Origin of the sequence: Massilia sp. NP310 (genome assembly GCF_019443485.1) — a bacterium.
GTDB classification, from domain to species: Bacteria; Pseudomonadota; Gammaproteobacteria; order Burkholderiales; family Burkholderiaceae_D; genus Telluria; species Telluria timonae.
The window spans coordinates 4,012,421-4,037,473 of the sequence record NZ_CP080379.1 but is presented as its reverse complement, the minus strand read 5'-3'; the positions used below and the strand labels follow the sequence as shown (position 1 = coordinate 4,037,473).

Below are 25,053 nucleotides of genomic sequence, written 5' to 3'. Positions count from 1 at the left end.
TCGAACGGGAAGGCAGCGCGCGGCTGCCCTCGCTTTTAATCCCTGTCAAAAAGGAGAGGGAACTCCTGCTTACAACTGCTGGAAGACGCCTTCGCTGCGGTTCTTGGTCACGTTATCCCATGGGAAAACCTGACCGTTCATGGCGACATACACGCCGGCCGGCAGGGTCTGCGCCACGCCGCAGGCAAATCCCAGGTTGAACAGCGCATCCGAGTTGGCGATGGAATATGGAATCATGGCGCCGGTCAGCACGATGGTCTGGTCGAGCTTGGCCGCGCCGAGGACGGCGGCCGTCTCGCGCATGGTGTCGGTGCCGTGCACGATCACGATCGCCTTCTCGCTGGCGGCCTGGCACGACGCCAGCACGCGTTGGCGGTCGGCATCCTGCATGTCGAGCGAATCGAGCAGCGGCAGCACGTCGAGCGCGACCGGCACCGTCATGCGGCTGCGCTTGATCACCTCTGGCAGATGGCTTTCGGCAAAGCCGAGGACGCCGTTCAGTTCATTGTAATGCTTGTCGAAAGTGCCACCGGTGGCGATGAGTCGCAAAGTCATGTTGGTTTATCTACTCGCAGAAAAAAGGTGCGTCATGATAGCCGCAAACCATAGTGTATCCGACTGTGACTGCGCTAGAATCGTCCGGATCGGATGAGTACACTCATCGTCTTTCTTTTCTTTCTTTCCCCCGGCCATGAAAGCAGTTGCACCCGGCACCGTCATCTTCCACCGCCATCGCGGCTATGGCGTGATCACCCACGTCAATCTGCTCACTGGCTGGATCTCGGCGCGTTTCAACGACGAGGCGCGCGCCCTCGACCTGAACCTGTCGAGCGACGAAGTCCAGCATGCCGACGGCGAGCCGATCCTGTTCCGGCGCGCGCCGCCAGACCGCATGCCGCATGCGCGCCTGATGGCCGTGGTGCGCGCATTGCACGAGGCCGGCTACCAGAAGCTGTACCTGTATTCCTGGCCCAAGCCCTCCGGCCTGCACTGGCGCTGGCACCTGTTCACGGGGCCGCGCAACTGGATGCAGCGCACCTGGCGCGAAGGCTGGTATGGGTCGGGCGCCGACTACAACAACAATCCCGTGATGGGGTGGGGCGACGTGCCGGGCGCCACCACCGACGAGCTGATCCACGCGCTGGCGAAGTTCGATCCGCAAGGGCTGGCGCAGGCGCTGGGCCGCGACGAAGACCATACCGCCTGGTTCGCGCAAGCCTGCGACCTGCTGCTGCCGGGATACATGTACAGCCTCAATATGGAACGTCCCGCGGGCGGCGGGCTGGTCGAGGCGCCGGCGGTGCCGATCGTGCCGGTACGGGCGGGCTTGAAAGCCTACAGCGGCCGCGACATCGGCTGGCCGCCGGGCTGGGCGGGACTCTGGACCGGCACCCACGTGATGCCGGCGCCAAAGGTCAACCTCACGGGCGAGCCCGAACTGCGCTGAGCGCTTCCGGATTGAGAATGTTCGCCGGCTCGCCTTGCGCGAACTTGACGATGTTCTCGAACGCCGCCTGGAAATAAATCTCGTAACTGTCCCTCTCGACATAGCCCAGGTGCGGGGTGGCCAGCACCGTCGGGATGCGCAGCAGCGGAGAGTCCTGCGCCAGCGGTTCGCTGGTGAACACGTCCAGCGCCGCCGTGCCCGGCCGGCCCTGCTTCAGGGCGTGCTCGAGCGCGCCTTCCGCCACCAGTTCGGCGCGGCTGGTGTTGACGAACAATGCATCCGGCTTCATGCGCGCCAGGTCGCCGGCCGTGACGATGCCGCGCGTCGATTCCGCCAGCCGCAAATGCAGGCTCAACACGTCGGCCTGCTCGAACAGCGCCTCGCGCGACGGCGCCACCTCGAAGCCATCGGCGACGGCCGCCGCACGGCTGGCCTCGCTGCCCCAGACCAGCACCCGCATCCCGAAAGCGCGCGCATAGCCGGCCACCAGCTTGCCGATCTTGCCGTAACTCCAAAGGCCCAGGGTACGCCCGTGCAGCACCCGCCCCACGCCATTGAGCGCCGGATTGATCGAGGCCGTCTGCCACAAGCCATCCCTCAGATTGTTCGCATACGGCACGATCTTGCGGCTGGCGGCCATGATCAGGGCCCAGGTCAGCTCGGCCGGGGCGAGCGGCGAGCCGACCCCTTCGGCGATGGCGATGCCGTGCGCGGTCGCGGCGGCCACGTCGATGTGGCCGCTGACCTTGCCGGTCTGCGAGATGAGCTTCAGGTTCGGCAGTTTCGCCAGCAATGCCGGCGCAAAAGCGGTGCGTTCGCGGATCAGCACCAGGGCGTCGAAAGGGGCGAGGCGGATCGCCAGCTGGCCCAGTCCTCGGGTGGTGTTATTGAAGACCTTGACCTCATGGCCGTCGAGCAGTCGGAAGCAGTCAAGACCACGCACAGCGTCTTGATAATCGTCAAGAATCGCGATTTTCATTGGTGTTGTCAGAGTTATATCAGTTAAATGTAAACAAATAACAGGGTAGGGCATTTGCCCAAATAGCCTACTACATTACTGGGGCATTTTTCCTACTTTTTTGTAGTGGAAGGGCCCGTAAGGCGCTTTTTGGGGTGTACAATCGGCTCAGAACTTAAACGAATGACACGTATCCAACGGTGCTCATGAGACGCACTGCTCAGCCTTGCCAGAGGCTGCCGACCCGACCGCTGTCCCACCGCGATCCTGCCATGGGCCGCCCGCCCACCGTCGATCCCGACCATGGGGCGCCCCGGCCAAAGGACGATCCCGACCCAGCGATCCACCCGAATTCTTTATTGGCATTTGGAGGACTCCCATGAATCAGCCCGTGATGGGCGGCGTCGCCGCACTGAACGTTCCAGCTTACATCAAACATCAAAAGCTCATCAATTGGGTCGCGGAAATCGCCGCCCTGACCAAGCCTGACAGCATTTACTGGTGCGACGGTTCGGAAGAAGAATACGACCGCCTGTGCGCACAGATGGTCGAAGCGGGCACGATGCAGAAGCTCAACCCCGCCAAGCGTCCGAATTCCTACCTAGCCTGGTCCGATCCGTCGGACGTGGCGCGCGTTGAAGACCGCACCTTCATCTGCTCCGCCACCAAAGAGCAAGCCGGCCCGACCAACAACTGGATGGAGCCGGCCGAGATGCGCCGCACCCTGCACGGCCTGTTCGACGGCTGCATGGCCGGCCGCACCCTGTACGTGGTGCCGTTCTCGATGGGCCCGCTGGGCTCGCCGATCGCCCATATCGGCGTCGAACTGTCCGACTCGCCTTATGTCGCGGTCAATATGCGCATCATGACGCGCATGGGCAAGGCCGTGTACGACGTGCTGGGCCCGGACGGCGAGTTCGTTCCCTGCGTCCACTCCGTTGGCGCGCCGCTGGCTGCCGGCCAGAAGGACGTCGCCTGGCCATGCAACGCCACCAAGTACATCGTGCACTATCCGGAGACCCGCGAGATCTGGTCCTTCGGTTCCGGCTACGGCGGCAATGCGCTGCTGGGCAAGAAATGCTTCGCCCTGCGCATTGCCTCGAACATGGGTTATCAAGAGGCGCAAGCCGGCGGCACCGGCTGGCTGGCCGAACACATGCTGATCCTGGGCGTCGAGTCGCCGCAGGGCGACAAGAAATACGTGGCCGCGGCCTTCCCTTCGGCCTGCGGCAAGACCAACTTCGCGATGCTGATCCCGCCGAAGACCTTCGACGGCTGGAAAGTGACGACCATCGGCGACGACATCGCCTGGATCAAGCCGGCCGCGGACGGCAAGCTGGTCGCGATCAACCCGGAAGCCGGCTACTTCGGCGTGGCCCCGGGCACCAATGAAAAGACCAATCCGAACTGCATGGCCTCGCTGCGCGAGAACGTGATCTTCACCAACGTGGCGCTGACCGACGACGGCGACGTGTGGTGGGAAGGCATGACCAAGGAAGCCCCGGCCCACCTGATCGACTGGCAGGGCAAGGACTGGACGCCGGCCTCCGGCACCAAGGCGGCGCACCCGAATGCGCGCTTCACCGTGGCCGCGACCCAGAATCCGGTGATCGACCCGGCCTGGGACGATCCGGCCGGCGTGCCGATCTCGGCCTTCATTTTCGGCGGCCGCCGCTCGACCACGGTGCCGCTGGTGACCGAGGCCAACAACTGGGTGGATGGCGTGTACATGGCCGCGACCATGGGTTCCGAAACCACCGCCGCCGCCGCCGGCCAGATGGGCGTGGTGCGCCGCGATCCGTTCGCGATGCTGCCGTTCATCGGCTACAACATGAGCGACTATTTCCAGCACTGGCTCGATCTGGGCAAGAAAGTGGCCGCGATCGATCCGGCTGCGCTGCCGAAGATCTTCTGCGTCAACTGGTTCCGCACCGGCGAGGACGGCAGCTTCGTGTGGCCGGGCTATGGCGACAATATGCGCGTGCTGAAATGGATCCTCGACCGTACCGAAGGCAGCGCCGCCGCCGGCAACGCGCACCTGTTCGGCACCTCGCCATCGTATGGCGACCTGAACTGGGATGGGGTGGAATTCACCGAAGCGCAGTTCACCCAGATCACATCGATCGACAAGAACGCCTGGGCCGAAGAACTGAAGCTGCACGGCGAATTGTTCGACAAGCTGGCCTACCGTCTGCCGCAAGAGCTGGTGGACACCAGGGTCCGCCTGGAAAGGCAACTGGCCGACTGAGACCGGCCGAGTGGGGGAGAGGCCGCTGCCGAAGCGGCCATATAAAAAAGAACAGGGGCAACGCCGGTGGCGTTGCCCCTGTTTCATTTGGGACGAACCGTGAAGATCAAGCCTTCAGCAGCGGCTTCAGGTACTTGCCGGTCGGGCTGTCCTTGACCTTGGCCACCTGCTCCGGCGTGCCGCAGGCCACGATGGTGCCGCCGCCGGCGCCGCCTTCCGGCCCCAGGTCGACGATCCAGTCCGCGGTCTTGATCACGTCCAGGTTGTGCTCGATGATGGCGAGCGTATTGCCCTGGTCGCGCAGGCGGTGGATCACCTTCAGCAGCAAGTCGATGTCGGCGAAGTGCAGGCCGGTGGTTGGTTCATCCAGGATGTACAAGGTGCGTCCGGTGTCGCGCTTGGACAGCTCGAGCGACAGCTTGACGCGCTGCGCCTCGCCGCCCGACAGCGTGGTCGCGCTTTGTCCGAGCTTGATGTAGCCCAGGCCCACGTCCAGCAAGGTCTGGAGTTTACGCGCGATGACCGGCACCGGCTTGAAGAACTCGTGCGCATCCTCGACCGTCATGTCCAGCACTTCGGTGATGTTCTTGCCCTTGTACTGCACTTCCAGCGTTTCGCGGTTGTAGCGCTTGCCATGGCAGACGTCGCACGGCACGTACACGTCCGGCAAGAAGTGCATCTCGACCTTGATCACGCCATCGCCCTGGCAGGCTTCGCAGCGGCCGCCCTTGACGTTGAACGAGAAGCGGCCGGCGCTGTATCCGCGTTCCTTCGCGGTCGGCACGGTCGCGAACAGGTCACGGATCGGCGTGAACAGGCCGGTATAGGTCGCCGGGTTCGAACGCGGCGTGCGGCCGATCGGCGCCTGGTCGACCGAGATCACCTTGTCGAAGTGTTCCAGGCCATGGATTGAACTGTGCTCGGCCGGCTCGGTCTGCGAACCGTACAGGTGGCGCGACAGCGCCGGATACAGCGTGTCGTTGATCAGGGTCGACTTGCCGGAACCCGAGACGCCCGTCACGCAGGTCATCAGGCCCACCGGCAAGGTCAGGGTCACATCCTTCAGGTTATTACCCTTCGCGCCCGTGATCACCAGCTGGCGCGCCGGGTCGGCCTTGGTGCGCTTCTTCGGCACTTCGATCTTGCGCCGGCCGTCCAGGTATTGCGCGGTCAGCGAATGCTCGTTGTTCATGATCTGCTCGAGCGTGCCCTCGGCGATCACGGCGCCGCCGTGCACGCCTGCGCCCGGACCCATGTCGACGATGTAGTCGGCGGTGCGGATCGCGTCTTCGTCGTGCTCGACCACCAGCACGCTATTGCCGATGTCGCGCAAATGCTTCAGGGTGGCGATCAGGCGATCGTTGTCACGCTGGTGCAGGCCGATCGACGGTTCGTCGAGCACGTACATGACGCCGGTCAGGCCCGAGCCGATCTGCGAGGCCAGGCGGATACGCTGGGCTTCGCCGCCGGACAGGGTATCCGCGCTGCGGTCGAGCGACAGGTAGTCCAGCCCGACGTTGTTCAGGAACTTCAGGCGCGAGACGATTTCTTTGATCACCCGCTCGGCGATGTCGCGCTTGGCGCCGCTCAGTTCAAGCTTGTCGAAGTAGTCCAGCGTTTCGCGCAGGGGCTTGTCCGACACCTCATAAATGGCGCGCTGCTGCTCGCCCTGGCCGATCTTGACGAAACGCGCTTCGGTGCGCAGGCGCGCGCCTTCGCAGGCCGGGCACTTCTTTTCGTTGATGAACTTGGCCAGCTCTTCCTTGACCGCCATGGAGTCGGTCTCGCGGTAGCGCCGCTGCAGGTTGTTGACCACGCCTTCGAAGGTGTGCTCGCGGATCACGGTGCGGCCACGCTCGTTCACATAGCTGAACGGGATCGCGGTCTTGCCGGAGCCGAACAATACGGCTTCCTGCGACGATTTCGGCAATTGCTCGAAAGGCTTGTCGAGGTCGAAGTCGTAATGGGCCGCCAGGCTCTGCAGCATCTGGAAGTAGAACTGGTTGCGGCGGTCCCAGCCCTTGACGGCGCCGGACGCCAGCGACAGGTGCGGGAAGGCCACGATGCGCTTCGGATCGAAGAACTCGATATGGCCCAGGCCATCGCATTCCTGGCAGGCGCCCATCGGGTTATTGAACGAGAACAGGCGTGGTTCCAGCTCTTGCAGCGAGTAGCCGCAAACATTGCAGGCGAACTTGTTCGAGAAGACGGTTTCCTTCTCGGTATCCATCTCATAGGCCACGGCGCGGCCATCGGCCAGGCGCAGGGCGGTCTCGAAGCTTTCGGCCAGGCGCTGCTTGATGTCCGGGTTCACTTTCACCCGGTCGATCACGACATCGATGCTGTGCTTTTCGGTCTTCTTGAGCTTGGGCAGCTCGTCGATCTCGTAGATCTTGGCAGGGTTGACGCCGCTGGCGATGCGGAAGCGCACGAAGCCCTGGGCCTGCATGGCCTGGAACAGGTCGCCGTGTTCGCCCTTGCGGCCGGCCACGACCGGCGCAAGGATCATCAGCTTGGTGCCTTCCGGCATGGCAAGCACCGCATCGACCATCTGCGACACGGTCTGGGCCGACAGCGGCTCATGCGGGTGTTGCGGGCAATACGGCGTGCCGACGCGCGCGTACAGCAGGCGCAGGTAATCGTGGATCTCGGTGACGGTGCCGACGGTCGAGCGCGGGTTGTGCGAGGTCGCCTTCTGCTCGATCGAGATCGCCGGCGACAAGCCTTCGATCAGGTCGACGTCCGGCTTTTCCATAAGTTGCAGGAACTGGCGCGCATACGCCGACAGCGATTCGACGTAGCGGCGCTGACCTTCGGCATACAGGGTGTCGAAGGCGAGCGAGGATTTGCCCGAGCCCGACAGGCCGGTGATCACGATCAGCTTGTTGCGTGGCAGGTCGAGGTTGATGTTCTTCAGATTGTGCGTGCGGGCACCACGAATGCGAATTTCTTCCATTAAGTTCGGCAGACTTTCTATCAGTTTTTGCGGGGCCGCAGACGCCAGCAGCGCGGTAAGCGGGCCAATCGGGGAGAACCCGTAAGTGTAGCGCGTTTTTGTTTCGGCTGTACATTCATCCAGTGGTTGGTGTACAGCGATGGCAGAACAGCACGGGGCCCGGATGCGCTTGCAACCGGCCGGCGCCGTCCGAGGTATGTGGGCGTCTTCAAGGACGCTTCAATGGCAAATCGTTCAGAATCCCAAAATAATTTACGGCGCCCGGCTGCTCCTTCACGCAGGTTTTTTCAGCATCCCGGCGTCAAGTCCTTGTTGCTCTCAGGTTACAATTTACTTCTTTGGGCGAGGGCTTGTGCAATGCAGATTTTTACCGAAGACGACTTCAGCGGCGAACAGCCGGACCACCCATGGGCGGCGCAATTCACCATCATGACCTATGCGAGCGGCGGCTACACCAGCATCCCACACGGGTTCTTCCGTAACTGGCTGGACGAAGAAGCCACCCATGGCTATTTCTACATTGGCCGCTGTTCGGGATTGGGCGTGGGTTCCATCGCCAAGTACGACGCGGGAAAACAGAACCTGGCGGTGGGGCGCTTCGTCGCCGGCGGCTTGCGCCTGCGCTTCCTGTTGAATGGCCAGCACGACATGCGGACCATCTCGACCAATATGTTCTCGGTCCAGGGCATGGGCTTGCGCAATGCGCCGCCGCCGCAATATGCCGATACCGTGATCAAGAACGACGTCTGGATCGGCGACGAGACCATGGTGCTGGGCGGCAGCGTGATCGAGAATGGCTGCGTGATCGGCGCCCGTTCCGTCCTGCCCCCCAACTTCCGTTCGGAGCCGTACGGCATCTATGCCGGCTCGCCGGCGCGCCTGATCCGCTTCCGTTTCCCGGAGAAGGTGCGCGCCGCGCTGGTCGAACTCGCCTGGTGGGACATGCCGCTGAGCTGGATCCGCGACAATAACGACGCCTTCCTTCAAGACATGACGCAGGACGAGGATGCGGCGCTGGCCACCATCGCCAAGCTGATCGAGCGCCGCAAGGCCTACGAGGCCGAGCATGGCCCGCAGACCTGACATTGCGTCCGATTGAGGAAGCTCACCGGCCAGGATTTATCACGTTTTGATGCATTAAAAACCACGAACAAATTCTGCTGAACAGGCATAATATCGGGTTGCAGCACACAGTTCCCTGACGCTTAGTCAAGTGCAGAGTCAGGGCTCACAACACCATTCAAGGAACCATCATGGCATCAGTCAACAAGGTCATCATCGTCGGCAATCTCGGCCGCGATCCCGAAATCCGCTACATGCCGAGCGGCGACGCCATCGCGAACATCGCGGTCGCCACTTCCTACCGCTCGAAGGACCGCAATACCGGCGAACAGAAAGAACTGACCGAGTGGCACCGCATCTCCTTCTTCGGCCGCCTGGCCGAGATCGTGGGCCAGTACCTCAAGAAAGGTTCGTCGGTCTACGTCGAAGGCCGCCTGCAGACCCGCAAGTACACCGACAAGGACGGCATCGAGCGCTACGCCACCGACATCATCGCTGAAAACATGCAGATGCTGGGCGGTCGCCAGGGTATGGGCGGCGACAGCATGGGTGGCGGCATGGGCGGCGGCATGGACGACGACTACTCGGCCCCGCAGCGTCCGGCTCCGCGCCAGGCGCCACCGGCTCCGGCCGCGCGTCCGCAGCCGAAACCGGCGCCGAACTTCTCGGATATGGATGACGATATTCCGTTCTAAGATTTCCGGTCTGATCGGTACGACAAACCCTGCGAGTGCATCATTCGCAGGGTTTTTTTATAGTGCAGCCTATTCAAGACACTAGCGCCGCGCCGCCTTCAGGAACAAGCCATGCGCCGGCGCGAAGTTCGCATGCAGCGGCAAATAAGCCGCGCCGATGACCTTGGCCGTCATCCCGATCGTCCCCGCCATCACCAGCGGCCGCTCGGTGCCCTGCCAGCTGTAGCGCGTCATCTGCTCCTGCACCGCGGCGATCAGGCGTTCGAGCAGGGCGCGGCTGACGGCGCCGTCGACGATCACGCCGTCCAGGTCGAGCAGGCAGGCTGCGCCGGTGACGCCGAAGGTGATCGCATTCGCGGCTTCCTCGACCCATTGCAGGGTCACCGCTTCCCATGGGCCGCTCAAGAGGCGGTCGTCGCCGAACGCCAGCGGCGCCAATCCGGCCTGCGCAAGCATCTCTTCCAGCCGCACCAGCGAGGCCGCCCCGAGCAGTTGCGGCGCCACGCCGCGTTCGTCCGTTCCGGCCAGGCCCAATGGCATCGAACCGATCGCGCCGGCGTTGCCGAACTGGCCGCTGTGCGGCTCGCCGTCGATCACCAGGCCGCCGCCGACCAGGGTGTCCACGAACACGTACAGATAGCTTTTCAGCTTGCGTCCGCGGCCGGCCACCAGTTCGGCCACGCAGGCCGCGATCGTGTCCTTGGCGAAGTCCACGCGCAGCGGCGTCATGGCCTGCAGGCGGATGCGCAGGTCGACCCGGCGCCAGGCTTCGGCCTGATGCGGCAGCAGGCTTTCCAGGCCGTGCCAGGTGCCCAGCGTGAGCGGGGCGGCCAGGCCGATGCCGGTCAGGCGCGGGGCCAGCTCCGGGCCGAGGAAGTCGTCCACCTCGCGCAGCCTGGCGTCGATGGCGGCGAACACCTGCTCCACGTCGGGGCTGGCGTAGGGCGTCGACGACTGCCAGCGCAGCGCGCCCGTGAAATCGAGCAGGACCACGTCCAGCGCGCGCCTGCCGATCTGGATGCCGATCGAGAACGCGCCTTCCGGATTGAGGGCGATCGGCTGCGACGGCTGGCCGACCTTGCCGCGCACGGCGTCGCGCTTGACCACCAGCTGCTCGTCCAGCAGGCGGTTGATGATCACCGAGGCGGTCTGGGTGCTCAGATTGGTCAGGCGCGCGACTTCGGCCTTGGGCAGGCTGCCATGGGTGCGGATCGCCTGCAGCACGACCCGCTCGTTGAACTCGCGCATGCCGACCTGGTTCGAGCCGACGGTGCGCAGCAGCGGCATGGTGGCGGGGTCAAAGGCGGGAGGCGGTGCGTTATAGGGCGGCATGGCGCGGCGTTCGATGGGCAAGACAGCGGGAGACGGTAAGTATACGTCCTTCCGCTAAATAAACCTATGCGACTTATTTTTCGGGCCGATCGGGCGCTGTTGGTCGCCGCGCTGGGCCGCTTCGCGCTCGCCCGCCAAAAAATAATGCGGTGACAACTGGTCGAACTTGGCGTTAGAATCGCGCCCAATCAAGTGAATGGTGCCTTCCTGCTCGTCTGCAGGGAGGTGAAACGGGAAGCCGGTGACGTGCGCGATAGCCATCGCGCGCCAGTCCGGCGCAGCCCCCGCTGCTGTAAGCCTGACGACCCCGGTCGAACGCCACTGTGCCCCGTGCACGGGAAGGCAGGACCGGGGAAGGAAGACGGCGAGCCAGAAGACCGGCCATCCACGATGCATTCGCACGTCCCGGGGTGAGGGCGTGCCTGTTGGTTGTCCGCTGTTCCTTCTTTGTCTGCTCGCGTCATTCGCTGCGATCGCTCGCCTGCGCGGCGCGCAAGCGTCCCTGTTCATCGTGGAAGGATGGCGGCTGCCTGTTGTCGTGCGCGCGTCAAGCGCGCAGCTGAAAGGTCGACGTTCACATGAACACGCTTCTCCCTGTCCGCATCTGCGTCGCGCTGGTGTTCCTGCTCGCCTGCATGTCGGGCTTCCAGCACGCCGGCGCCGCCACCCTGTTCGCCGTGGTCACCGAGCGCGCCGCGCCGGGCGCGATCGAAGCCGCCCACCGCCACCTGGCCAGCCATCCGCAAGACCGCATCCTGCTGCGCACGCCGGCCCAGCTGATGGCGGCCGGCGAACGCGAGGTGGCGCAGTGGATCGCCGGCGCCGACACCATCCTGGCGGTGTCGCTGTTCGGCGATCCGGCACGGCGCATGAAGGATGCTCTGGCGCGCCACGCCAGGCCAGCGACGGCGGTGCTGGCGCTGAACGGCGAGGCGACCCTGAACCTCATGACGCGTTCGCGCCACGGCAGCCTGGCCGGCTTCTCGCCCGAGCTGCTGCGCCAGCTGGCGAGCGAAGCGCCGCCGCAGGCCGCGTTGCAGGCGGCCGAGCTGGAGCCCGCCGCGCGCCACTGGCTCGCAGCGCGCCGCGTGTGGCAGGCGGGCGGCGTCGACAACACCACGGAGTTGATGCGGCACCTGCTCGCGCCAGGCACGCCCCTGGCCGATCCGCAGCCCGAGCCGACCCTGCGCCTGCGCGCCGGACAGCGCGAGCTGCAGGACGGCGCCGCGTGGGGCAATGCGTCGACGCTCAGCCTGCGCGAGCGCCCGACCGTGGTCGTGCTCGACCTGGCGAACATGGATGGCGTGGTGCCAGCGGCGCTGTGCCGGCGCATCGAAGAACTCGGCCAGCCCTGCGTGCAGCTGCTCACGCGCTGGGGCGGCGCCTCGCGCGAAGCGCTCGAACGCCTGCCGCAGCTGGTCGCGCCCGCCAAGCCTGCCGCGCTGGTGGTGCTGCAGGATTTCGTGGTCGGCGCCGCCGAAGGCCGGGAGGCGGTGGAGGCGGCTTTCAAGCGTTTGGACATCCCGGTATTCAAGGCGATCCGCCTGTCGGACCGCACCGCGATGCAGTGGCAGCTGTCGCCCGACGGCCTGCCGCCCGATTCGGTCCAGTACCGCGTCGCCCTGCCCGAGCTGCAGGGCATCGGCCAGCCGATGGTGGTGGCGGCCCTGGGCCAGGCCCGGCGCGACCGCCAGACCGGCATCGAGAACCGCCCGCCCGTGCTGCTGCCGGCCGAAGTCGATCGCCTGTCGGGCCGCGTGGCGCGCTGGCTGGCGCTGCGCGCCAAGTCGAACGCCGACAAGAAGGTCGCGATGGTCTACTACAACCATCCGCCGGGGCGCCAGAACATCGGCGCCGACAACCTCAACGTGCCGGACTCGCTGTTCGGGATGCTGCATGCCCTCAAGGCCGCCGGCTACACGGTCGGCGACCTGCCAGCGTCGCCCGAGGCGCTGCTCGACATGATCATGGCGCGCGGCGTCAACCTGCCGGAAGACCGCGCCGCCCTGCGCGAGATGGCCGGCGCCGTCAACGGCGTCACGGCGCAGGATTACGCGCGCTGGTTCGCGACCCTGTCGCCGCGGGTGCGGGGCGAGATGCAGGACGGCCTGCTGGGCCGCCTGCATGCCGACGTGCTGGCGGCCGAGAAGGCCGGAGAGCGCGCGCTGGGCCGCAAGCAGGCCGAGACCGTGATCGAGGAGCTGCTGCACCTGGTCGAGGGCGTCGACCATCCGCAGCGCGAGCAGGCCACGCGCGACCTGCATGCGCTGGAAGAAGGCTACTTTGCCTGCCTCGATGAAGCCAGGCCACGGCCCTGCAAGGCGCTGGCGCCCCTCTACCGGCGCCTGATCGGCTACGGCATCGAAGGCATGCGCGGCTGGGGCCCGGCGCCGGGCAAGGTAATGGTCGATGGCGGCAAGATGCTGGTGCCGGGACTGGTGTTCGGCAACGTCTTCATCGGCCCGCAGCCGCCGCGCGGCTGGGAAGTGGACGAGGAACTGCTGCACGCGAACACCAGCATCACGCCGCCGCACCAGTTCCTGGGCTTCTACCACTGGATCCGCGACCGCTTCAAGGCCGACGCCGTGGTGCACGTGGGGCGCCACTCGACCTATGAATTCATGCCGGGCAAGGCCGTCGGCCTATCGAGCGACGACTATCCGAGCCTGATCGCGAGCGACCTGCCGGGCATCTACCCATATATCGTCGACGGCGTCGGCGAAGGCACGCAGGCCAAGCGCCGCGGCCTGGCCATCATCGTCGACCACCTGACGCCGCCGCTGGCCACCACGCCGCTGTACGACGAACTGCTGTCGCTGCGCCAGATCGTCGAGAGTTTTGAAGCCGCATCGTCCGAATCGCTCAAGACCCAGGCCGCACAGCTGATGCGCGAGCGGGTCGTGGCCCTGAACCTGCGCGCCGAGCTGGAAGCGTCGATGTCCGACGTGCTGGAGGTGCGCGGCATCGGCTTCGACGCGGCCGACGACGACCTGCTGGCGCACGAGATCGGCCACTATCTGACCAAGCTGCAGGAGAAATTCATGCCCCATGGCCTGCACGTGTTCGGCCGGCCGTGGAGCCGCGCGTCGCTCGAGCTGATGCTCGATTCGATGAAGAAGAGCGGCATCGACGATCCCGACGTCGCCCATCAACTGCGCGACTCGCCGCGGCGCGAGATGGCGGCATTGCTGGCCGGCCTGGATGGCCGCTACATCGAGCCGGGCAAGGGCAACGATCCGCTGCGCTCGCCCGAGGCGCTGCCGACCGGCCGCAACTTCCACGCCGTCGACGGCGACATCCTGCCGACCCGCCTGGGTTATGGCCTGGGCCGGCAGATGGCAGGCAAGGCGCTTGACCGCGACAAAGTGGGCGAGGGCAGCGAAGGCATCATCCTGTGGGCGTCCGACGCCGTGCGCGACGAAGGGGTGATGGTCGGCTTCGCGCTGGCCATGATGGGCGCCGAGCCGGTGTGGAATGCGCGCGGCATCGTCACCGACGTGAAGCTCACGCCCGGCGCCGTCCGGCGCGACGCGGTGGTCACCACCTCCGGCCTGTTCCGCGACCTGTATCCGAACCTGATCCGCCTGATCGACCGCGCCGGCCGGCTGGCGCTGGCGGCGTCGGCGCAGACGCTGGTGGAACAAGACCCATCCTTGCGCGACGCCCTGCAGGCGGCGCTGGCGCCGATCGAAGGCGCCGTGTGGGGCCGCGAAGCGGCAAGCGGCAACCGTGTGGCGCGCGAGTGGCTGACGCGCCAGCGGGCGCTGCTGGCCGATGGCATGCCGGCGAGCGAAGCAGGACGGGCCGCGGCGCTGCGCGTGTTCGGCGATGCGCCGGGCGCCTACGGCGCCGGCGTGAACCGCCTGACCGAGCGCTCGGGCGCCTGGCGCGAGCGCGAGGAAATCGGCCGCGCCTACCGCAACCGCATGGGCCATGCCTATGGCCTCGATGCCGAAGGCGCCTCCAGCCACCGCGCCTTCGACGTGGCGCTGGACGGCATCCACCGCACCTATCATGGCCGCGCCAGCAACCTGTATGGCCTGCTCGACAACAACGACGCCTTCGACTACCTGGGCGGCCTGTCGCTGGCGGTCGAGACGCGCACCGGGCGCGTGCCGGACGCGCTGATCCTGCAGCACTCGCGGCCCGGCCAGGCCGACGTCGAGCCGCTCGCCAGCGCCCTGCTGGGCGAGCTGCGCGGGCGTTTCCTGAACCCGGCCTGGCTGCGGCCATTGATGGACAACGGTTATTCCGGCGCGCGCACCATGGGCCAGGAATTCATCGAAAACCTGTGGGGCTGGCAGGTGACGCGGCCCGACCTGGTCAAGAACTGGGCCTGGGACGAAGTGAAGGCCGTCTACTTCGACGACCGGCACAAGCTCGGCCTGCCTGAATTCCTGGGCCAGCGCCACAACGCGCACGTGAAGGCGCACATGCTGGCGGTGTTCATGGTGGCGGCCGAGAAGGGCTACTGGAAGACCGATCCCGAGACCATCCGCCGCCTGGGCGGAGAGCTGGCGCGCCTGGTGGCGGCCAATGGCTTGCCGGGCAGCGGCCATACGGCGCCGGATCATCCGATGTGGGGCTGGCTGGCGCCGCAGCTCGATGGCGCCGACGCGCAAAAGCTCGGCGTGACGCTTGCCAAGGCGCGTGGCGAGCTGCTGCCGGCAGTGGCGACGTCCATCCCCTCCGTCGCCGCCCCGGCGCAGCAAGCTGCAGCATCCGATGCTGGCGACGCGAGCGAACCGGCGCCGCCGGCGCCGGCGCCCGAACCGATGCGCGTCTACGAACTGAAACAGCAACCAGAACCCGCGCAGCCTGCCGCGCTGCGCATCGTGCAGGTCTTGGCCATCCTGGCCGCCTGCCTCGCCCTGTTCTCGCTCGGCCTGTGGCGCGGCCGGCACATCCCTCAACCTCTCAGGAGTCATCCATGATCGAAACCCTTTCCTATGCCTGGCTGCACGACGCCGTCAGCTGGCTGCTCGCGCCATCCCTGGTGGCGCTGCTGGCCGGCTGCGCGATCGCGCTGGTCGAATCCGGCATCGCCGTCGGCGAACGCTTCCACGGCCTGGCCAGGCTGCGCGCCAGCGGCGACCTGGCGCTTGTGCAAAAGATTGCCCGCCACCGCCTGGAACGTGCCGACCTGCTGGCGCGCATCCCGCCGATGCTGGGTCTGATGGCCACCATCATCCCGCTCGGACCGGGCCTGGCGGCGCTGGGCGAAGGCGACCCCGCCAAGCTGGCCAGCGCCGTGACCGTCGCTTTCGACGCCACCGTGCTGGGCCTGGTGGCCGGCATCGGCGGCCTGGTGATCGGCAAGCTGCGCCGCCGCTGGTATGAAGAGACGCTGGACGCGATGGAGCCGCAGCCATGAGTGGGCGCGGCAGACTGCGGCTGTACCGCCACCTCGACGCGCGCTTCGACCAGAGCGACGAAGATCCGCGCGCCAGCCTGGTCAACCTGGTCGACGTGATGCTGGTGTTCGCCTGCGGCCTGATCGCCGCCATCGCCGGCGCGCAAGGGACCCTGAAAACCCCGCAGCCGGTGGAGAAGGGCCGCCAGATCGAGCGTCCCGCCAGCGGCGTGACCCAGGACGGCAGCGGCTACGACCGCGTCGGCGAAGTCTATCGCGATCCCGCGACCGGCCAGCTGGTGCTGATCGAACCCGTGCAAACCAAGAACAAATAATGAACACCGTTTTCCAACCCCGCCCGCTCGCTGCGGTCGTCGCCCTGCTGTGCGCCGCCGGCGCCTTTGCGCAAGATCTGCCTACCGTCACCATCCGTGGCGCAGCCGGTGAAGAAGGCCTCGCGCTCGACCGCCAGAACACCACCGCCAGCCGCCTGGACATCAGCGCCCTCGACCTGCCGGCCAGCGCCGACAGCCTGAGCGCCGCCACCATCGCCGCGCGTGGCGACCTGCTGGTCAAGGACGCGGTGACGCGCAGCACCGGCCTGACCGACAGCAGCTCGCCCGGCAGCGGCATCAGCTATTCGGCGCGGGGCTTCAACGGCAACAACGCGATCGCGATGCTGGAGAACGGCCAGCGCCTGCTGGTCGGTTCCAGCACCGCGACCTATCCGGCCGATCCCTGGGGCTACGAGACGATCGACGTGCTGCGCGGGCCCGGCTCGGTCATTCACGGCAGCGGCGCCACCGGCGCCGTCATCAACGCCGTGCGCAAGGCGCCGCGGCGCGCATCCTCGCTCGAGATCCTGGGCGGCATCGGCGGCGGCGAGTCTGTGCGCGCCGGCATCGGCGCCACCGGTGCGCTGGGCGAGCAGGGCGCCTTCCGCATCGATGCCTACGCCGGCCGCAGCGACGGTTTCATCGACCGCGGCGAATCCCGCCACGGCAAGATCCTGACCAGCATGACGACGACCCTGGCGCCTGGCGTGACCCTGTACGCCCAGCTCGATCATGCCGAACAAGAGCCGATCCGCTACTTCGGCACGCCGCTGGTGAACGGCGGCCTGGCCGAACGGCTGCGCGACCAGAACTACAATGCCGGCGACGCCGTGCTGCGTTTCGTCGACGACAAGGCCGTCGCGCGCCTGCACTGGCAAGCGGCGCCGAACCTGGAGATCAGCAACGAACTGGCTTACTTCACGTCGCGTCGCGACTGGCGCAATATCGAGTCGTACGCCTACGACGCCATGCGCGACGTGGTGGAGCGCAGCGACTACATCGGCATCCGCCACGACCAGGAGCAGACCGCGAACCGCCTGGAGGCGCGCTGGAAGACCGGCGCCAACCAGGTCGTGGCCGGCTGGGAAGCCTCCACCATCAACTTCAGGCACACCAATAACTCGCCCTATGGCGGCGCATCGACGGTGACGCCGAGCGGCTTCGACCCGGGCAGCTTCTGGGACACCCCAGACCCCTTCCGCCCGAACTTCGCGACCGACACCACCGCCCATGCTTTCTATCTCGAGGATGCCTGGCGCGTGGACGAGCGCCTGCTCCTGACGGCGGGCGCACGCCACGACCGCTACAAGATCGACCGCCGCAACCTGCTGGCCGACAGCGGCCACTTCCAGACGATCTTGCGCTCCAATTCGGTCCGCGTCGGCGCAAGCTGGAAGCTGGCGCCGGACACCTCGCTCTACGGCCAGGTCAGCACCGGCAGCGATCCGCTCACGAGCCTGTTGTCGATGACCCTGGCCAACAGCAGGTTCAAGCTGACCGACGCGCGCCAGGTCGAGGCGGGCGTCAAGCAGATGCTGGCCGGTGGCCGCGCCGAGTGGACGGCGGCGCTGTACCGGATCAGGAAGGACGACATCATCACGCGCGACCCGATTAACCCGGCTCTGTCGGTGCAGGGCGGCTCGCAGACCTCGCGGGGCGCGGAAGTGAGCGCCAGCGTGAGCCTGGCTCCCGGCTGGCGCATGGATGCCAACCTGGCCTATACGGATGCCGAGTTCGACGAACTGCTGGAGGCGGGCAACGTCTCGCGCGCCGGCAATCGGCCGGCCGACGTGCCGAAGGTCTCCTCGAACCTGTGGCTGACGCACCGCGCCGGCGACTGGCGCACGAGCGCCGGCCTGCGCTACGTGGGCGAACGCTTCATCAGCAATGCCAACACCCAGGCCTTGCCGGCCTACACCACGCTGGACGCCTCGATCGGCTGGGCGCTGAGCCGCAACGTGCAGCTGCAGCTCAACGTGCGCAACCTGACCGACAAGCTGTATGCGATCACTTCGTATGGTTCATCGCAATACCTGCTGGGCGACGAGCGTCATGCCGAGCTGACCGTCCACTGGCGTTACTAGGTGAGTTCCTGGAAGCGCCAGCTCTACTGGTGGCACCGCTGGCTGGGCATCGCGATCGGCCTGCTGGTGCTGCTGTGGTTCGGTTCCGGCATCGTCATGATGTACGTGCCGTATCCCGAGCTGACGGAACAGGAGCGCATGGGCTGGCTGGCGCCGCTCGATCCCGACCGGGTGCAGGTCACGGCCGCTGAAGCATGGACCGGGATCGGCGCCCCCGCGCCGGATGCGGTGCGCCTGAACACCGTGGCGGGCCGCCCCGCGTGGCACTTCCAGCACGAAGGCAGCTGGCATTCGGCATGGGCCGACAGCGGGGCGCCGCTGGAAGTAAACTACCTGATCGTCTCGAGCAGCGCGCGCAGCGCGGCGCCTGATGCGCGTTCGCTGGCGGTCGACAAGATCGAACTGGACCAATGGACTTTCGGCGCCGTGCGCGCGCACCGGCCCCTGTACCGCGTTGCCGCCGACGATGGCGCCGGCAGCATCCTGTACGTGTCCGGCCGCACCGGGGAGCTGGTGCGCGACACGACCCGCAGCGAGCGCGCCTGGAACTGGGCCGGCTCCGTCATCCACTGGCTCTACGTGACGCCGCTGCGCCAGCACAATGAAGCCTGGCGCCAGGCCGTGATGTGGACGTCCGGCGTGGCCCTGGTGCTGGCCGTGACCGGCATGGCGATCAGCCTCCTGCGCCTGCGGCTACGCACGGGGCGGCGCTATGCCGGCGGCAGGATGTCGCCGTATACGGGCTGGAAAGCCTGGCACCACTGGCTGGGCCTGGGCGTCGGTGTGCTGGTCATCACCTGGCTGTTCAGCGGCTGGCTGTCGGTCGGGCCGTTCGGCTCTCCGGCCGGCGGCGGCGTCACCGCGCAAGACCGGCAGGCGTTCGCCGGCGGTGCGCCGGGCGGCGACGACCTGGCGCTGGATGCGGCCGCGCTGCTGCGCGCGCATCCCGGCGCCTTGGAGCTGGAATGGCGCCGCGTGGGCGGCAAGCTGTATCTGAGCGCGCTCGGCCGCGAACGACGCAAGCTGGTCGACGCGCGCGACAGCGCCGCCGTGCCTGGCGTGCCGCAGGACGTGCTGCTGCATGCCGCGCAGGCAATCCGCCCCGGCGCGCCCATGCAGGTGGAACTCCTCACCGGACCGGACGATTATTACTACAGCCATCACCGCGCAGTGGCCTTTCCGGTCTTGCGCGCGCGCTTCGACCTGCCTGACGCGCCGGTGTTCTACATCGACCCGGCCCAGGGCCGCCTGGCCGGCTACGTCGACCGCGACAAGCGCTGGGACCGCTGGCTATTCAACGGCCTGCACCAGCTCGACTTCGCCTTCCTGCGCACCAGGCCGGTGTGGGACGTGGTCGTGATCGTCCTGTGCGTGCTGGGCTTTGCCCTGACCTTCAGCGGCCTGGTGCTGGGCTGGCGGCGCTTGACGAAAGGATGATCAGCGCTGCTGGCCGCGGCCGGTCGCGGCCCAGTAGATCCCGCCCAGCAGGTGGCCCAGGTATTGCGGGTCGCGGTACATCTCGCCATTGTGTCCGAGCGTGGTGACGAACACGCGGCCCTTCTCGTGCTGGTGGTGCCAGGCGATCGGGTGCTCCTTGCCCATGCCCTTCACCGTCTGCCCCGGCCAGATCAGGGTCGGGTCGTAGCTCGACTCGTCCACGTTCAGCACCGGGTTGATCGTCACGCTGTAGGGATTGGTGAAGGTGTAGAACTCGTCGCTCCAGACCCAGCGCTCGGGCAGGCCGAAGGTGGCGGGGAAACGCTTGTCGACAACGGTCACCACGCCGGTCTGCAGCTTCGGATGCAGGCCGACCGTGCGGCCCACCATCTTCTCGAACCAGACCCAGTCGTTCGGCCTGGCGATCGCCGCGCGGTGCACCACGACGGCATTGCCGCCGCCGCGCATATACTCCTCGAAGTTGGCGCGCTGGGCGGGGTTCAATTCCTCGCCCGGCGTGTTCAGGAACATCACGGCGGCATACTGTTTCAGGTCGCCTTCGAATACCTGCGTCTTGTTGGTGTAGGTCAGCGCGAACGCGTGCAGCTTGGCCAGGCGTTCCAGGTTGTCGCGCGCGATCGGGATGTATTCGTAGTGGTATTTGCCGGGCGTGGCCAGGACCAGCAGCTTGAACTGGTCTTCGGCCAGGCCGTGGGGCGCCGCCGTCGTCAAGACGACGGCGCCCAGCAGCGTTGTCATGCGTCCCATGGATTCTCCTCAGTCGATGCGGGTCGAGTACAGCGAGTGGTGGGTCAGGATGAACAAGGTGCGCTTGTCGGGTCCGCCGAAGATCAGCTGCAAGGGCCGCTCCGGCACGTCGATGCGGCCCTTCTGCTTGCCATCCTTGCCATAGATGAAGACCTGGCCGTTGGCCACGTAGACGTCGCCGTTCGGGCCGACCGCCGCACTCTCGCCGCCGCGGTTGGCCAGCAGCTTAAGGTCGGTGATGCCGCCGCCCGCGTTGACGGCGCCGCTGAAGGTGCGGTTCTCGGAGCCGTTGGTGAACACCACGCGCTGGCCCACCGGCGCCGTGACGAAGCCGAAGGCCTGCAGCGAATCGGCCCAGCGCCAGCCCAGGTGGTCCGCCGCGCCCTGGCGCAGCACGCGGTAGGCGGGCAGCACCAGGCTGCCGTCGGGCGACACGTATTCTTCCTTCTTCGGCAGGGCGACGTCGCGCGCGAACATCTCGGCCAGGGTCGTGAATTCGAAGGTGTCGTAGTCGAGTTGGTCCTTGAATTCGCCGTTCTGCCAGAAGTTGACCGGCACCGCGACCCGCGCGCCCTGGCGAGGCGCGACCGGGGTCGGCTTGATCATCGTGATCTCCGTTCCCGGCGTGCCCGGCTTGAAGGCATACACGCTGGCCTGCGGGCCGTAGTTCGAGATCACCATCAGGTTGCCGCTGTCGTCGATGGCCAGGTTGACCGGGTCGAGCGGGGCGTCGCGCACCACGACCAGGCCCTCGTCCTTCGTGTAGCTGTAGATGCGTTTCCAGTGGCGGTCGACGAAATACAGCTTGCCCTTGGGGTCGACGGTGGCGCCGGCGATCGAATAGAAGCCGCCTTCCAGCTTGTCGACCTTGCCCAGCTGGGCGGGCGCCTTGCGTTGCTTGCCGGTGTAATCGAACACGGCGAACTCGCGCTCGCGCACTTCCAGCTTGTTGGTGACGTCGCGGATCGCGTTCTCGTAGGCGAACTTGCTGGCGCGCAGATAGGTGGTGCAGCCATTGTCGTCGCAGGTCGCGAAGCCGCTCTCGCCATTCACGTGGACGTTGCGGAAGCGGATGTCGCTGGAATTGGTGATCAGGATCGCGGCCGGCATCGGTTTATAGGAACGCGTGACGCGGTAGCCGTGGTAGTTCGCGAACAGCAAGTTTCTGGAATTGCGGATCTCCAGCGACACCGCATCGGCGCCGTCGCGGATTTCCTCCTCGGTCTGCGGCGCCAGGAATTCCCAGTTCTCCACATTGTCCAGCACGATCTCGGCGCGGATATGGTGTTCGGCCGACAGCTCGTAGACTTTGCCCGGCGTCTTGGTATTGGTCACGTAGAAGCCGGCCTGGGCATAGCCGCTGGGCGACCAGATGCCGGAGAAGGTGCCGCCGCCGCCATCGGTCACCCACACGCTCGGATACTGGCGGTCCCAGTGCGCGGTGGTGTCGAACTTGGCGTCCTTCTGGTACGGATCGGCGCGCCGGCCGTCGTACAGGCGGGTGCCGTGGCCGCCCTGGATGCGCACGTCGTCCACCAGCGAGTGCTCGCCGGCGCGCCACAGCAGCGCCACCGCGCGGTTGTTGATCTCGCCGGTCGCCAGGCCGATGCCGGACACGATGCCTTCGCCGCCGCGCGCGCTTTCCAGCAGCGCCTTGGGGCTGTCGACGCCCTGGAATTTCGGTGAGCCGTTCGGCAGCAACAGTTGGGTCAGGCCCGGATGCAGGGCGATGATCACGGTGTCCGGCCGCATGCGGATGGTGTCGTTGACGACATAGAAACCCAGCGGCAGGTAGACCACGCGATTGGCGTCGATCGCTTTCTGGATCGCCGCCGTGTCGTCGGTCGTGCCGTCTCCTTTCGCGCCGTACGCGTGCACGTTGGCCCACTCCTTCGAGGCCGGCAGCGGGCGCAGGGCGCGTGTCGTCGTCGGGTTCGCGGGCAGCGCCGCCGTCTTGTAATGGGTCGAGAAGGTGCCAGGCTCGCCCATCTGCCTGACGAACAGGCCGTAGTTGAATTCGCTGACGGCGTAGTCGCGGCCCTTGCCGGCCAGCGTCTTGCCGCTGTCGCGGAAGCGCACGAACGTCGGCACGTTGCGCGCGATGGCATTCTCCAGGCCGACCTGGGTATAGACATTGTCTTCGTTGCTGACGATGAGCGCGGCCTTGCTGACGTTCTCGAAGCGCACGTCCTTGCCCCACAACCAGTCGCCATAGCCACGGTTGATCTCGACGCCGACCGGGGTGTCCCTGATTTCCGTGTTGATCATCGTGAGGCTGGCTTCATGCTCGCGGATCGCGGCGTCGCGCTGGCCCTCGAATGTCGAATCCATCAGGGTGAACTGCCAGGCCGGCGAGGTCTTTTCGCTCAGGATGCCGTAGCGGCCGCCGTAGAAGCGCAGGTTGTAGGCCACGTTGCCGACCTGGTAGACGCCGGCCAGGCCGGAACCCAGGTGGAAATCGATATGGCTCAGGTTCGAGTGCTGGGCCGTGTGCATGCGCACCGCGGCCGCGGCCGGGTTGCCGTCCTTGATCTCGAAGTCGACGTTCGACAGCGCCGAATAGAAGGTCGAGGAGTTGGCGTTACGGACCGCCTTGCCTTCCTCCGCGCTGAACGGCACCGCGCTCGGCACCGGCATCGGCACCTTGCCGACGCTGTACTGGTCGCCGCCGGTGAAGATGACCATATTGGCCACGCCCTTTTGGTAGCCGGGCGTGTTCTCGGCCAGCACGAACACGGGACGGGTCGGTCCGACGCCATACAGGCGCACGGCCAGCGGGATCAGCAGCGAACGGGTGATGCGATAGCGGCCCGAGGGCAGGAACACGATGCCGCCCTGGCCTTTGTTTGCGGCCGCGTCCAGCGCTTGCTGGATCGCGGCCGTGTCGTCGGCCTGGCCGTCACCCCTGGCGCGTACCACGACGGCGCGTGGGTCTTCGGGCATGGTCTGGTAGGCCGAGATGGATGCGGCGTTCGCGGCGCCGGCCAGCAGGAACGACAGCGCGAGAAGGCGCGGAAATACGGAAAGAGTTGTCATCATTGATCTTTTCCTCAGCTATTGTAGAAACAGCGACAGAAGCATCACGAACAGCAGGCCGAACACGCCCACCAGGGTCTCCATCAGGGTCCAGGAGCGGAAGGTATCCTTCAGGGACAAGCCAAAATATTCCTTGAACATCCAGAAGCCGGAATCGTTGACGTGGCTGCACATCAGGCTTCCCGCGCCGATGGCCAGCACCATCAGGTTCGGGTCGACGCCCGAGCTGTGCACCAGCGGCGCCACGATGCCGCCGGCCGTCACGCCGGCCACCGTGGCCGATCCCAGGCAGATGCGAATCACGGTGGCGACCGACCATCCCAGCACCAGCGGCGGCACCGGAAGGCTGGACAGCAGCGCGCCGAGATCGGCGCTGACGCCCGATTCCACCAGCACCTGCTTCAGTGCGCCGGCGCCGGCGATGATCAACAGGATCGGCGCGATCTCGCGCATCGCCTCCGCCGGGCCCTGCATCACGGCGGAAAAACGCCGCCCTTGCGCGAGGCCCAGCGTGTAGATCGCCACCAGATAGGACGCCAGCATCACCACGAGCGGATTGGCGAGGAACGACAGGCTGCCGTTCAGGTCGGGCCGCGCCATCATGAGCACCGTGCTCGCTCCCAGCAGCAGCACCGGCAGGAGCGCGGTGGCGAAGCTGTTGAAGACGCCCGGCAGTTCTCCATCCTGCAGCGCGCGACCGTCCTGGAACATGGCGGCCGGTTGCGCCTCAATGCGGCGCAGCGACAGCGCGAACAGGGGCCCGGCGATGATCAAGGTCGGTATCGCCACCACGATCCCGTACAGCAGGGTAGTGCCCATGTCGGCGTGGATCGCCGAGACCAGCGCTACCGGTGACGGATGCGGCGGCAGGAAGCCGTGCGCGATCGACAGCCCGGCCAGCAGCGGGATCGCCAGCGCCACCGCCGGCCGCCCTGAGCTGACCACCAGCGAGAAGATCAGCGGCACCAGCAGCACGAAGCCGACGTTGTAGTACAGCGGAATGCCGACCACGAAGCCGGTGACGGTGAGCGCCACCGGGATGCGCGACGGCCCCAGGGCGTCGACCAGGCAGGTGGCGATGCGGCGCGCGGCCCCGCTGTCGGCGATCAGCTTGCCGAACACGGCGCCCAGGCAGATGATCACCACCAGGGAGCCGAGCAGGTCGCCGATGCCCTTCTCGATCGCGCCGGGAATCTTCGACGGCGGCAACCCAAGCAGCAGGGCCGCCGCGATCGACGCCGCCACGAAGGCCAGCAGGGGCTGGACCTTGCCCCAGGCGATGAGCAAGGTCAGCAGGCCGACCGCCAGCAGCACGGAAACGATGTTCCACACGGCCGGGCCC

General features: G+C 66.5%; 16 protein-coding genes and 1 riboswitch. Of the genes, 9 read left to right on the top strand and 7 right to left on the bottom strand.

Annotation, left to right across the window (positions count from 1 at the left end; translation table 11 throughout):
* Positions 1 to 69: 69 nt before the first annotated feature.
* Complete coding sequence (locus tag KY496_RS17705) at positions 70 to 555, bottom strand: asparaginase domain-containing protein (RefSeq protein ID WP_005664450.1); 486 nt, start codon at positions 553 to 555, stop codon at positions 70 to 72.
* Between the two features lie 136 nt (positions 556 to 691).
* Here KY496_RS17705 and KY496_RS17700 point away from each other — a divergent pair, with 136 nt between their 5' ends.
* Positions 692 to 1,447: an L-asparaginase gene (locus KY496_RS17700; protein WP_071361063.1), complete on the top strand. Its 756-nt coding sequence runs from the start codon at positions 692 to 694 to the stop codon at positions 1,445 to 1,447.
* On the opposite strand, the gene KY496_RS17695 is transcribed toward KY496_RS17700, so the two are convergent.
* The gene (locus KY496_RS17695) at positions 1,422 to 2,426 is read right to left on the bottom strand and encodes a D-2-hydroxyacid dehydrogenase family protein (RefSeq protein ID WP_219861808.1); all 1,005 of its coding nucleotides are present in this window, start codon (positions 2,424 to 2,426) and stop codon (positions 1,422 to 1,424) included. The genes KY496_RS17700 and KY496_RS17695 overlap by 26 nt on opposite strands.
* Before the next feature lie 358 nt (positions 2,427 to 2,784).
* Here KY496_RS17695 and KY496_RS17690 point away from each other — a divergent pair, with 358 nt between their 5' ends.
* A complete protein-coding gene (locus tag KY496_RS17690; protein WP_184240174.1) occupies positions 2,785 to 4,653 on the top strand; it encodes a phosphoenolpyruvate carboxykinase (GTP) in 1,869 nt (622 codons plus the stop codon).
* 106 nt (positions 4,654 to 4,759) lie between these two features.
* Here the strand turns inward: KY496_RS17690 and uvrA are convergent, their stop codons facing one another.
* Positions 4,760 to 7,609: an excinuclease ABC subunit UvrA gene (gene uvrA / locus KY496_RS17685; protein ID WP_219861806.1), complete on the bottom strand. Its 2,850-nt coding sequence runs from the start codon at positions 7,607 to 7,609 to the stop codon at positions 4,760 to 4,762.
* 357 nt (positions 7,610 to 7,966) lie between these two features.
* Between uvrA and KY496_RS17680 the strand changes: the two genes are divergently transcribed.
* Both KY496_RS17680 and ssb read left to right on the top strand, forming a co-directional pair.
* Positions 7,967 to 8,692, top strand: coding sequence for an acetyltransferase (locus KY496_RS17680; RefSeq protein ID WP_071361067.1), 726 nt, complete (start codon positions 7,967 to 7,969; stop codon positions 8,690 to 8,692).
* 170 nt (positions 8,693 to 8,862) lie between these two features.
* Positions 8,863 to 9,366 carry a single-stranded DNA-binding protein gene (ssb, locus tag KY496_RS17675; RefSeq protein ID WP_005664461.1) on the top strand — a complete coding sequence of 168 codons (504 nt, stop codon included), beginning with the start codon at positions 8,863 to 8,865 and terminating at the stop codon, positions 9,364 to 9,366.
* An 81-nt stretch (positions 9,367 to 9,447) separates the two neighbouring features.
* Here ssb and KY496_RS17670 read toward each other — a convergent pair whose 3' ends face one another.
* On the bottom strand, positions 9,448 to 10,698 hold the full coding sequence (locus tag KY496_RS17670) for an ROK family transcriptional regulator (protein ID WP_005664466.1): 1,251 nt from the start codon (positions 10,696 to 10,698) through the stop codon (positions 9,448 to 9,450).
* Between the two features lie 180 nt (positions 10,699 to 10,878).
* A riboswitch (cobalamin riboswitch) is annotated at positions 10,879 to 11,099 on the top strand.
* A 177-nt stretch (positions 11,100 to 11,276) separates the two neighbouring features.
* Between KY496_RS17670 and KY496_RS17665 the strand changes: the two genes are divergently transcribed.
* Genes KY496_RS17665 through KY496_RS17645 form a run of 5 tightly spaced genes read left to right on the top strand, consistent with a single transcriptional unit; the run spans position 11,277 to position 19,907 of the window.
* Positions 11,277 to 15,632, top strand: a complete 4,356-nt coding sequence (locus KY496_RS17665; protein WP_219861804.1) for a cobaltochelatase subunit CobN — start codon at positions 11,277 to 11,279, stop codon at positions 15,630 to 15,632.
* Positions 15,629 to 16,072 (top strand): MotA/TolQ/ExbB proton channel family protein, encoded by a 444-nt coding sequence (locus KY496_RS17660; protein ID WP_071361070.1) that lies wholly within the window; start codon positions 15,629 to 15,631, stop codon positions 16,070 to 16,072. Before KY496_RS17665 ends, KY496_RS17660 begins: the two co-directional genes overlap by 4 nt.
* Complete coding sequence (locus tag KY496_RS17655; protein ID WP_219861802.1) at positions 16,069 to 16,386, top strand: DUF2149 domain-containing protein; 318 nt, start codon at positions 16,069 to 16,071, stop codon at positions 16,384 to 16,386. Before KY496_RS17660 ends, KY496_RS17655 begins: the two co-directional genes overlap by 4 nt.
* The gene (locus tag KY496_RS17650) at positions 16,386 to 18,470 is read left to right on the top strand and encodes a TonB-dependent siderophore receptor (protein ID WP_219861800.1); all 2,085 of its coding nucleotides are present in this window, start codon (positions 16,386 to 16,388) and stop codon (positions 18,468 to 18,470) included. Before KY496_RS17655 ends, KY496_RS17650 begins: the two co-directional genes overlap by 1 nt.
* Positions 18,471 to 19,907: a PepSY domain-containing protein gene (locus KY496_RS17645; RefSeq protein ID WP_219861799.1), complete on the top strand. Its 1,437-nt coding sequence runs from the start codon at positions 18,471 to 18,473 to the stop codon at positions 19,905 to 19,907. It abuts the gene before it with no gap.
* Here KY496_RS17645 and KY496_RS17640 read toward each other — a convergent pair whose 3' ends face one another.
* Genes KY496_RS17640 through KY496_RS17630 form a run of 3 tightly spaced genes read right to left on the bottom strand, consistent with a single transcriptional unit; the run spans position 19,908 to position 25,043 of the window.
* Positions 19,908 to 20,675: a ThuA domain-containing protein gene (locus KY496_RS17640; protein WP_219861798.1), complete on the bottom strand. Its 768-nt coding sequence runs from the start codon at positions 20,673 to 20,675 to the stop codon at positions 19,908 to 19,910. It lies immediately after the preceding gene.
* Positions 20,676 to 20,684: 9 nt separating this feature from the next.
* The gene (locus KY496_RS17635; RefSeq protein WP_219861796.1) at positions 20,685 to 23,714 is read right to left on the bottom strand and encodes a glycosyl hydrolase family 28-related protein; all 3,030 of its coding nucleotides are present in this window, start codon (positions 23,712 to 23,714) and stop codon (positions 20,685 to 20,687) included.
* A gap of 15 nt (positions 23,715 to 23,729) precedes the next feature.
* On the bottom strand, positions 23,730 to 25,043 hold the full coding sequence (locus tag KY496_RS17630) for a gluconate:H+ symporter (protein WP_219861794.1): 1,314 nt from the start codon (positions 25,041 to 25,043) through the stop codon (positions 23,730 to 23,732).
* Positions 25,044 to 25,053 lie beyond the last annotated feature (10 nt).